At 61.1% G+C, this 8,592-nt stretch carries 7 protein-coding genes; all 7 read left to right on the top strand.

What is annotated here, in order from left to right; all coding sequences use genetic code 11:
- A partial coding sequence (locus B4968_RS07890; protein WP_139792638.1) for an RsmB/NOP family class I SAM-dependent RNA methyltransferase occupies nt 1-679 on the top strand: 679 nt, incomplete at its 5' end.
- A gap of 105 nt (nt 680-784) precedes the next feature.
- Nucleotides 785-2,533 carry a heparinase II/III family protein gene (locus B4968_RS07885; protein WP_083098051.1) on the top strand — a complete coding sequence of 583 codons (1,749 nt, stop codon included), beginning with the start codon at nt 785-787 and terminating at the stop codon, nt 2,531-2,533.
- A gap of 32 nt (nt 2,534-2,565) precedes the next feature.
- Entirely contained in the window at nt 2,566-4,155 is a 1,590-nt protein-coding gene (purH, locus tag B4968_RS07880) for a bifunctional phosphoribosylaminoimidazolecarboxamide formyltransferase/IMP cyclohydrolase (protein WP_083098049.1), read from the top strand.
- Between the two features lie 35 nt (nt 4,156-4,190).
- Complete coding sequence (lspA, locus tag B4968_RS07875; protein WP_083098047.1) at nt 4,191-4,676, top strand: signal peptidase II; 486 nt, start codon at nt 4,191-4,193, stop codon at nt 4,674-4,676.
- Nucleotides 4,677-4,731: 55 nt separating this feature from the next.
- Nucleotides 4,732-5,256 carry a DUF3035 domain-containing protein gene (locus tag B4968_RS07870; protein WP_083098046.1) on the top strand — a complete coding sequence of 175 codons (525 nt, stop codon included), beginning with the start codon at nt 4,732-4,734 and terminating at the stop codon, nt 5,254-5,256.
- 465 nt (nt 5,257-5,721) lie between these two features.
- The gene (locus B4968_RS07865; protein WP_083098044.1) at nt 5,722-7,098 is read left to right on the top strand and encodes a M16 family metallopeptidase; all 1,377 of its coding nucleotides are present in this window, start codon (nt 5,722-5,724) and stop codon (nt 7,096-7,098) included.
- Entirely contained in the window at nt 7,095-8,432 is a 1,338-nt protein-coding gene (locus B4968_RS07860) for a M16 family metallopeptidase (protein ID WP_083098043.1), read from the top strand. The genes B4968_RS07865 and B4968_RS07860 overlap by 4 nt, the downstream gene beginning before the upstream one ends.
- Nucleotides 8,433-8,592: the final 160 nt, after the last annotated feature.

Genomic DNA, 8,592 nt, shown 5'->3' with positions numbered 1-8,592 from the left:
TGAGGCGGGGCAGGTTTCAGCCTTGGCGGGATACGAGGCCGGCGATTGGTGGGTACAGGATGCCGCTGCCGCTTTGCCGGCGCAGATTTTGCGCGCGCAAGCGGGCGAACGCGTGCTGGATCTCTGCGCTGCCCCCGGTGGCAAAACCATGCAGATGGCCGCCAGTGGTGCCAGTGTGACTGCAGTTGACGCCTCGGCGACGCGCATGGAACGTCTGCGCGAGAACCTCACCCGGACCGGTCTTGTGGCTGACCTGGTGGTGGGCGACGCGCTTGAGCAGGCCGGGCAGTATGATGCGGTGCTGCTGGATGCGCCCTGTTCTGCCACAGGCACCATTCGCCGCCACCCCGACCTGCCCCATGCCAAGGACGGCAGCGCCTTTGGTGAGCTGATCGAGCTGCAGGCGCGGATGCTGGTGCATGCATGGAGCCTGGTCAAACCCGGCGGTCGCATGGTGTTTTGCACCTGCTCGCTGCTGCCGGACGAAGGCGAATGCCAGATTGAAGAGGCGCTTGAGATGTTCCCGGATATGACGGTGGATCGCGCGGCGCTGGATGGCCTTGGGACTGATCCTGCCTGGATCACCGAAGAAGGCGGGCTGCGTCTGCGTCCGGATTACTGGCCTGAACAGGGCGGTATGGACGGTTTTTACATGGCGCTTTTGCGCAAATCTGCCTGAGGATCCCTGTCAGGACGTATTCATCGGTGACTTGACGCGCCAACGCCGCTATTCTTTTGCCTAAACGCCGGCACTTAATAGCACAGAAGGCGTGAGGCAGAGCGCATGTCCAGATACGATAGAGTAGCGGGTCGCGGGACCCGTATGATGAATAGGCTATACGCCTGGCGCGCTCGCAAGCAGCCAGCAGCGACCGGGTTCGTGTCGCAGCCCGAGCCGCGGACCATTGGCAGTTTTGCACGTGGCCGGCAGCTGGTGGCGGGAAATCTGCTCTTTGCCGGCTTTCTGGTCGAATCAGAAACCACGGGTCTGTGGGAAGTAAACGCGCCGGATGCCGCCTTTGAGGCCGAGCGTCAGGGCTTTTCCTGGCTTGATGATCTGGCGGCGGTTGGCGACATTCAGGCCCGCGTCAAGGCGCAGAAATGGGTCTGGGGCTGGATTGAAACCAATGGCGCGGGACTGGGATCGGCCCTGGCCTGGTCGCCGGATCTGACCGGGCGGCGGGTGATCCGCTGGATCAACCACGCTTTGTTCCTGCTCAGCAGCAAGGATCGCGCCGAGACCGAGGTCTTTTATCAATCCCTGTCCCAGCAAACCTGGTTTTTGTCGCAGCGCTGGCAGGGGGCTTCGCCGGGACTGCCGCGTTTTGAGGCGCTGACCGGACTGATCTATGCCGGGCTGGCGCTGCAGGGGCGCGAAGAGCTGGCGGATCCGGCCATTCGGGCGCTGGCCGCAGAATGCGACAGCCAGATTGATGCGCAGGGCGGTGTGCCGACCCGCAATCCCGAAGAGCTTTTGGAGGTTTTCGCCCTGCTGACCTGGGCCGCTGCCGCCCTGCATGAGGCCGGGCGCTCGGTGCCTGCGGCGCAGACGGCTGCGATTGAACGCATCGCACCGGCCCTGCGCACCCTGCGTCACGCCGATGGCGGGTTGGCGCGGTTCCACGGCGGCGGGCGCGGGCTCGAGGGCTGGCTGGATCACGCGCTGGCTGCCAGTCATGTGTCGGGCGGCTATCGCGACGGGCTGGCCATGGGCTATGCCCGCCTGTCGGCCCGCCGTACCTCGGTTGTCATTGACGCCGCTGTCCCGCCCAAAGGGGCTGCATCGGGCAACGGCCATGCCTCAACCCTGGCGTTTGAGCTGACCTCGGGGCGGCGCCCCCTGATCGTGAGCTGTGGCTCTGGCGAGACATTTGGCCTTGAGTGGCGCCGCGCAGGCCGGGCCACGCCGTCGCATTCGACGCTGTGCCTTGCCGGTCACTCCAGTGCCCGCTTGGCACCTGCGGATCGCACCACCGGCCAGGAGTTGCTGGTGGATGCGCCAACCCAGGTGCAGGTCGCTCTCGAAGAGGTCGCGGATGGCAATCGTTTCCAGGGCGGCCATGATGGCTATCTGCGCGATTTTGGCCTCACCCATGCCCGCACCCTTGAGCTGTCGGATGATGGTCGTGGCCTTGCGGGGGAAGACCTCTTGGTGGCCATTGAGGAGCCGGCAAAGCGGGTCTTTTCCAGGGTTCTGGATGGCGCCGGCAGCGCGGGCGTTGCGTTTGAGCTGCGTCTGCACCTGCACCCCGAGGTGGATTCTGCCCTCGATCTGGGCGGGGCTGCGGTCTCGATGGCCCTCAGAAGTGGGGAAATCTGGGTGTTTCGCCACGATGGCAGTTGCGAAATGAAGCTGGAACCCAGTGTTTATCTTGAAAAAACGCGATTAAAGCCCCGTGCGGCAAAGCAGATCGTTTTATCTGGCCGCGCAATCGAGTATGCGACACGCGTCCGGTGGACGCTCAGCAAGGCCCAAGAGACGGCTGTTGCGGTGCGTGACCTGACTCGGGATGAGCCCGAGATTTTTGACTGAGCCTACTTGAGCCTGTGAAGGCCCGCCCTGCCATGACTGACCAGACCCCCATCCGCCGTGCCCTGCTATCCGTATCCGATAAGACCGGTCTCCTTGACCTCGGCACGGCGCTCGCTGCGCGCGGCGTTGAGCTTTTGTCCACCGGGGGCTCTGCCAAGGCCCTGCGTGAGGCTGGCCTCACGGTCAAAGACGTGGCTGATATCACGGGCTTTCCTGAAATGATGGATGGCCGGGTAAAGACCATGCACCATGGGGTGCATGGCGGGCTGCTGGCGCTGCGCGACAATGCCGATCACGTCAAAGCCATGCAGGAACACGGCATAGCTCCGATCGATCTGTTGGTCGTGAACCTCTACCCGTTTGAAGAGACCGTGGCCAAGGGTGCTGATTATGACACCTGCATCGAGAACATCGACATTGGCGGCCCTGCGATGATTCGCGCCGCTGCCAAAAACCATGGTGATGTCACCGTGGTTGTGGATGTTGCTGACTATGACACTCTGCTGGCCGATATGGACCAAAACGGTGGCGCGACGTCCCCCGCGTTCCGTAAAAAGCTGGCGCAGATCGCCTATGCCCGCACCGCCGCCTATGACGCGGCCGTTTCCACCTGGTTTGCCGGCGCGCTGGAGCTGGAAGCGCCCCGTCGCCGTGCCTTTGCCGGTGAGCTGAAGCAGACCCTGCGCTATGGCGAAAACAGCCACCAGAAAGCGGCGTTTTATACTGATGGCTCGGGTCGTCCCGGCGTGGCCACAGCGCAGCAGTTGCAGGGCAAAGAGCTCTCTTACAACAACATCAATGACACGGATGCGGCCTATGAGCTGGTCGCCGAGTTTGACCCAGCCGAGACCGCAGCCGTGGCGATCATCAAACACGCCAACCCCTGCGGTGTCGCCAAGGGCGCCACTCTGGTGGAAGCCTACCAAAAGGCGTTTGACTGCGACCGCACCTCGGCCTTTGGCGGTATTGTGGCGCTGAATCAGGTGCTGGATGCAGAAACCGCAGCCAAGATCGTCGAGATCTTTACCGAGGTGGTGATTGCGCCGGGATCATCCGATGAGGCCAAAGCGATCTTTGCTGCCAAAAAGGACCTGCGCCTGCTGCTGCCCGATGGTCTTCCTGATACGCGTGCGGCGCTCACGGCCTACAAACAGGTTGGCGGCGGCGTTCTGGTGCAGGACAAGGACGTGGGCTATGTCGGCATTGATGACCTCAAGGTTGTCACCGAAAAAGCGCCCACCGAAGAGCAGATGCAGGACCTGTTGTTTGCCTGGAAGGTCGCAAAACACGTCAAATCCAATGCCATCGTTTATGTCAAAGGTAATGCCACCGTGGGCGTTGGTGCGGGCCAGATGAGCCGTCTCGACAGTGCCAATGTGGCGGCCTCCAAGGCGCAGCGCATGGCGGATGAGCTGGGTCTGGACGCGAGCCTCGCCAAAGGCTCTGCCGTGGCCTCGGACGCGTTCTTCCCCTTTGCGGATGGCCTGCTCGAAGCGGCAGCTGCGGGTGCCACCTGCGTGATCCAGCCCGGTGGCTCGATGCGCGATGACGAGGTGATTGCGGCGGCCAACGAGGCTGGCATTGCGATGGTCTTTACCGGCATGCGCCACTTCCGCCACTAACCACTTTCGCCACTAAACGGGACGCGAATATAAAAATGGCAGCAGCACGTATGATTTTTTGGGGCGCCTTCTGGGCCTTTCTGTTGGATCAGGCCAGCAAATATCTGGTTATCCACTGGATGGGCCTGTCTCAGCGCCTCAGCATTGACGTGCTGCCGCCGCTGCTGAATTTTCGCTATGGCGAAAACGCCGGCATCAATTTTGGCCTGTTTGGCGGCGGCGATGAGCTGGCGCGCTGGCTTTTGATCGGGCTGTCGCTGGTGATTTGCCTGGCCTTGGTGATCTGGGTTGGCCGGGGCCCTGACAAGGGCGCCCTGATGCGGATCTCGGCGGGGCTGGTGATTGGTGGTGCGCTGGGCAATGTGGCGGATCGCCTGCTCTATGGCTATGTGCTGGATTTCCTCAATATGTCCTGCTGCGGCCTCAACAATCCCTTTGTGTTCAATCTGGCCGATGTGTTCATTTTTGCCGGCGCTGCGGGTTTGATCCTGTTTGAGGGCCGAATGAAAAAGCCTGCGTGACCTCCCTCGGGAAATAGGCTAAAACCGCGTTGAAACTGGCGGGAGTATTGGGGAAATGCGTATTCCTCTGGCAATGATGGGTCTGATTGGTGCGGTGGCGATGTCCGGCTGCGTGCAAAAAGAGCTGCGCGATATTCGCGCAACCGGCACGGGCCCGGATGAATTTCTGATCCTGCCTCCCAAACCGCTGACCGCGCCGACGGACTATGCCGCCTTGCCGGTGCCAACCCCCGGTGGCGCAAATCTGACGGATCCCACCCCGCAGGCCGATGCGGTTGCACCCCTTGGCGGCAAGCCGTCTGCCCTGGTGCCCGGCACCGCCATTCCAGCCAGCGATGCTGGTCTGGTAACCGCCTCCAGCCGCTACGGCGTGGCGGCGGATGTGCGCCAGACCCTGGCGAGCGAAGATGCGGCCTTCCTCAAGCGCAAGCGCCGGGGGGGCAAAATCAAAATCGCACCGGTGGATCGCTACGAGCAGATCTATTCAAAGCAGACCCTGGATCCATTTGCCGCCAATGCAGCCTTTCGCCGGGCAGGTGTGGCAACGCCTTCCGCACCACCCGCACGCGTAAAAGACTGAGCGCCAGATTTAGGTCAGGTTTGAACCGGGCTGTTCTGTGTGGCGCACCTGTCGCCTTTGATGTGGAGATAGGGCTGGGACTGGACTTGGGCTGAGCTGGGCTGGAATTGGGGGGCTGTTTTTTAACCTTGCTCCCGTAGGCTATGGTGCCATGAACAAGGGCGTTGGTTGGGTAACATCTCTTCTCTCCCTGACAGATCTAAAGCTGTGGCCAATTCTCACGTTTGCGACAGTCTTACTTGCACCCGGGCCTTTTCGGCGTAGGTTACCTATAGCCGGGCCGGTTGCCTCTGCGCAGGAACGGATGTTCAGGACCGGACGCCAGAAATTGTCTGTCTGCAGGTCTTTTTACCCCGTCGTGCGTTGCGCGCGTGACAAGGATTTTGCAGTCAGATCGAACAATTAAAAGCTCAAAAATGTGCCAAAACCCGGCAGGGTTGGGCGCGACAAAAAGGAGAAAGCCGCATGATCCCACGGATTGCCCTGGCGGCCGCCGTGCTGAGCGCCAGCCTGACAGGGGCTCTGAGCGGGGCTCTGGCCCAGACACAGCAGAGTGCATCAGGACTGGATGAACTGGTCACGACTTTTGCTCTTGAAAACGGCATGGAGGTCGTGGTGGTCGAGGATCACCGGGTGCCGGTGGTGCAGCATATGGTCTGGTACCGGGCCGGGTCCGCAGATGAGCCGGTTGGCCAATCTGGGGTTGCCCATTTTCTGGAACACCTTTTGTTCAAGGGCACCGATACAATGGCCTCAGGAGAGCTGTCTGCAACCGTGGCGGCCAATGGTGGCCGCGACAATGCCTTTACCAGCTATGACTATACCGCCTATTTTCAGCGCGTGGCCTCGGATCGGCTTGAGCTGATGATGCGGATGGAGAGCGACCGCATGGTCAATCTGCGCCTCGCCGAACAGGATATCGTCACCGAGCGCGAAGTTATTCTGGAAGAGCGCAACCAGCGCACCGATAACAGCCCCCGCGCCCTGTTTTCCGAGCAGTTGAACGCGGCACAGTTCCTCAACCATCGCTATGGCCAACCGGTCATCGGCTGGCGGCACGAGATGGAAGAGTTGGATATGGCGGATGCGCTGTCTTTCTATGGCACCTATTACGCGCCCAATAATGCCATTCTGGTGGTCTCGGGCGATGTAGATCCCGAAGAAGTGAAATCGCTGGCCGAGACCTATTATGGGGTCATTCCGGCCAACCCGGATCTGCCCGCAACCCTTCTGCGCAGTAAAGAGCCGCCGCAGAACGCCGAGCGCCGCCTGATCTTTAAGGATCCGCGCGTGGCGCAGCCCTTTGTGCAGCGCTCCTATCTGGCGCCAGAACGGGACGCGGGTGCCCAGGAAAAGGCAGCTGCCCTGTATCTGTTGTCGCAGCTTCTGGGCGGCGGCACGACCTCTTATCTTGCCAATGCGCTGCAATTCGACCAGCAGGTGGCGGTGCATACCGGGGCCTATTATTCCGGCACCTCGCTGGATGCGACCAGCTTTGATTTTCTGATTGTTCCTGCCGATGGCGTCAGCCTTGAGGAGGCCGAAGCGGCGCTGGATGCGAGCCTGGCCCTGTTCATGGAGCAGGGCGTCGATGCCGAGCAGCTTGACCGGATCAAACTGCAGCTGCGCGCCTCTGAGATTTATGCGCGCGACAATGTGGATGGCATTGCCAATCGCTATGGCCGCGCCCTGACCACGGGGTTGACGGTGGAGGATGTGCAGCGCTGGCCGCAGGTCCTGCAATCTGTCACCTCTGATGAAATTATTGCCGCCGCGCAGGAACTGCTGCGCCCCGAGGCTTCGGTAACCGGATGGATGATGCGGCAGGAGGAGGGGAAATGATGCGCCTGACAGTTTTGACAAAGGCCCTGAAGGCGTCACTTTTTGCCTGGATCTGCGCGCTGGCTTTGCCGGCGCAAGCGGAAATCAAGATCGACGAGGTGACCTCTCCCGGCGGCATCACCGCCTGGCTTGTTGAGGATCACTCGATTCCCTTTGCAGCCCTTGAGCTGCGCTTTCGCGGTGGCACATCACTGGATGCACCGGGCAAACGGGGCGCCACCTATCTGATGGCCGGGTTGCTGGAAGAGGGCTCTGGTCAGATGCAGGCGCAGGAGTATTCCCGCGCCGTAGAGAACCTGGCGGCGAGTTTTGGCTACAGCAGCGATCGCGACAGCCTGTCTATTTCGGCGCGGTTCCTCAGCGAAAACCGGGATGAGGCGATTGCTCTGCTGCGTCAGGCCATTCACATGCCGCGTTTTGATCAGGACGCATTGGACCGGGTGCGCGCACAGGTGCTGGCCGGGCTGCGGTCGGACCTGAAAGACCCCAACAAGATCGCAAGTGAGGCCTTTGCCCAGATGGCCTATGGTGATCATCCCTATGGCAGCGGTGGACATGGCACAATTGACAGCGTCTCAGCGCTGAGCCGTCAGGACATCTTTGATGCCCATGAGGCGATTTTTGCCCGCGACCGGCTCTATGTGAGCGCGGTTGGTGATATCACGGCGTCAGAGCTGGGCGCGCTGCTGGACAGTCTGCTGGCAGATTTGCCCGCCACAGGTGCGCCGCTTCCGGGCCCTGCCACAGTCGCCATCACAGGCGGCGTCAGCATCGTTGACTATGACACGCCACAGTCGGTGGCGCTGTTTGGTCACACGGGGATTGAGCGCGATGATCCGCGCTTCTTTGCCGCCTATATTATGAACCAGATTTTGGGAGGCGGCTCGTTTGACAGCCGCCTGATGAAGGAAGTGCGCGCCAAGCGGGGCCTCACCTACGGGGTTTATTCCTACCTGTTGCCGCAGGATCTCGCTGCGATCTACATGGGACAGCTCGGATCAGCAAACGCCAAAATGGCCGAGGCGGTTGAGGTGATTCAGGATGAGTGGCAGCGCCTAGCAAGCGCGGGCGTCACGCAAAAGGAGCTGACGGATGCCAAGACCTATCTCACGGGCGCCTATCCTTTGCGGTTTGATGGCAACGGCCAGATCGCGTCAATCCTGGTGGGGATGCAAATGGACGAACTGCCAATGGACTATGTGAAAACCCGCAATGACAAGGTCAACGCGGTCACGCTGGAAGAGATCAACCGGGTGGCCGGAGAGGTCTTGCTGCCGGATGCGCTGCATTTTGTGGTGGTCGGACGCCCGGAAGGGCTGATCTCCAGCAACTGACCGCCAGCCTTTCGTGAAGCTCGGTCTTGTTTAGGTCCAGTCTTTTGCACCAGGTTTGCACCTGCGCAGACGGAACCAAAGACCAGAGAGCGGAAACAAAAAGGGCCGGGGGCATTCCCCGGCCTTTTCGATATCACATAAGAAGACCGCATTCGGGACA

It is taken from the genome of Pseudophaeobacter leonis, assembly GCF_002087335.1.
GTDB lineage: Bacteria > Pseudomonadota > Alphaproteobacteria > Rhodobacterales > Rhodobacteraceae > Pseudophaeobacter > Pseudophaeobacter leonis.
This window is presented reverse-complemented; position numbering and strand designations above follow the sequence as displayed.